The organism is Sphaerisporangium aureirubrum (genome assembly GCF_042658925.1).
Taxonomy (GTDB): domain Bacteria; phylum Actinomycetota; class Actinomycetes; order Streptosporangiales; family Streptosporangiaceae; genus Sphaerisporangium; species Sphaerisporangium aureirubrum.
Genome location: NZ_JBHSRF010000237.1, coordinates 1 through 509 on the forward strand (window position 1 = coordinate 1; position 509 = coordinate 509).

The 509-nt window shown below is 74.5% G+C and carries 1 pseudogene; it reads left to right on the forward strand.

Going from position 1 to position 509, the window contains the following annotated elements:
* Window positions 1-242 precede the first annotated feature (242 nt).
* Window positions 243-509 (forward strand): annotated as a pseudogene (locus tag ACFP1K_RS41320) (hypothetical protein); the annotation flags it as partial.

Here is a 509-nt window from a genome sequence, read left to right on the forward strand (position 1 = left end):
ATCGACGACGTGTTGGCCACCGGCGGGACCGTGGCGGCGGCGTGCCGGCTGCTGGAGCAGGCCGGGGCCGTGGTCAGCGGGGTCTCCGTGGTGCTCGAACTGGCCGGTCTCGGCGGCCGCGACGCCCTGCCGGGCCGTTCGGTCCGTACACTGCACACCTCCTGAGCGGGGGGAACGGAACGCCGTCGCCCCGCCGCGCGTTACGCTGAACGCACGAGATGAACTAGTGACGGGAGGTGCGGGTGAGCCAAGAGCTCGACTCCGCTTCGCCGGCCAAGGACGGCGGCAAGTCCCGTCCGGTGCCGGTGCCACCCGTCCTCCCGGTGAACGGCAACGGCAACGGCAGCAGCCGCGCGCCCTCGGCCACCCGGCGCGTCCGCGCCCGCCTGGCCCGCCGCATCACCGCCCAGCGCGCCGCCTCGGTCAAGCAGGTCCTCGAACCGCTGGCCGCGGTGCACCGCGAAATGCACCCGAGCGCGGACCTCGCGCTGCTGCAGCGCGCCTACGAC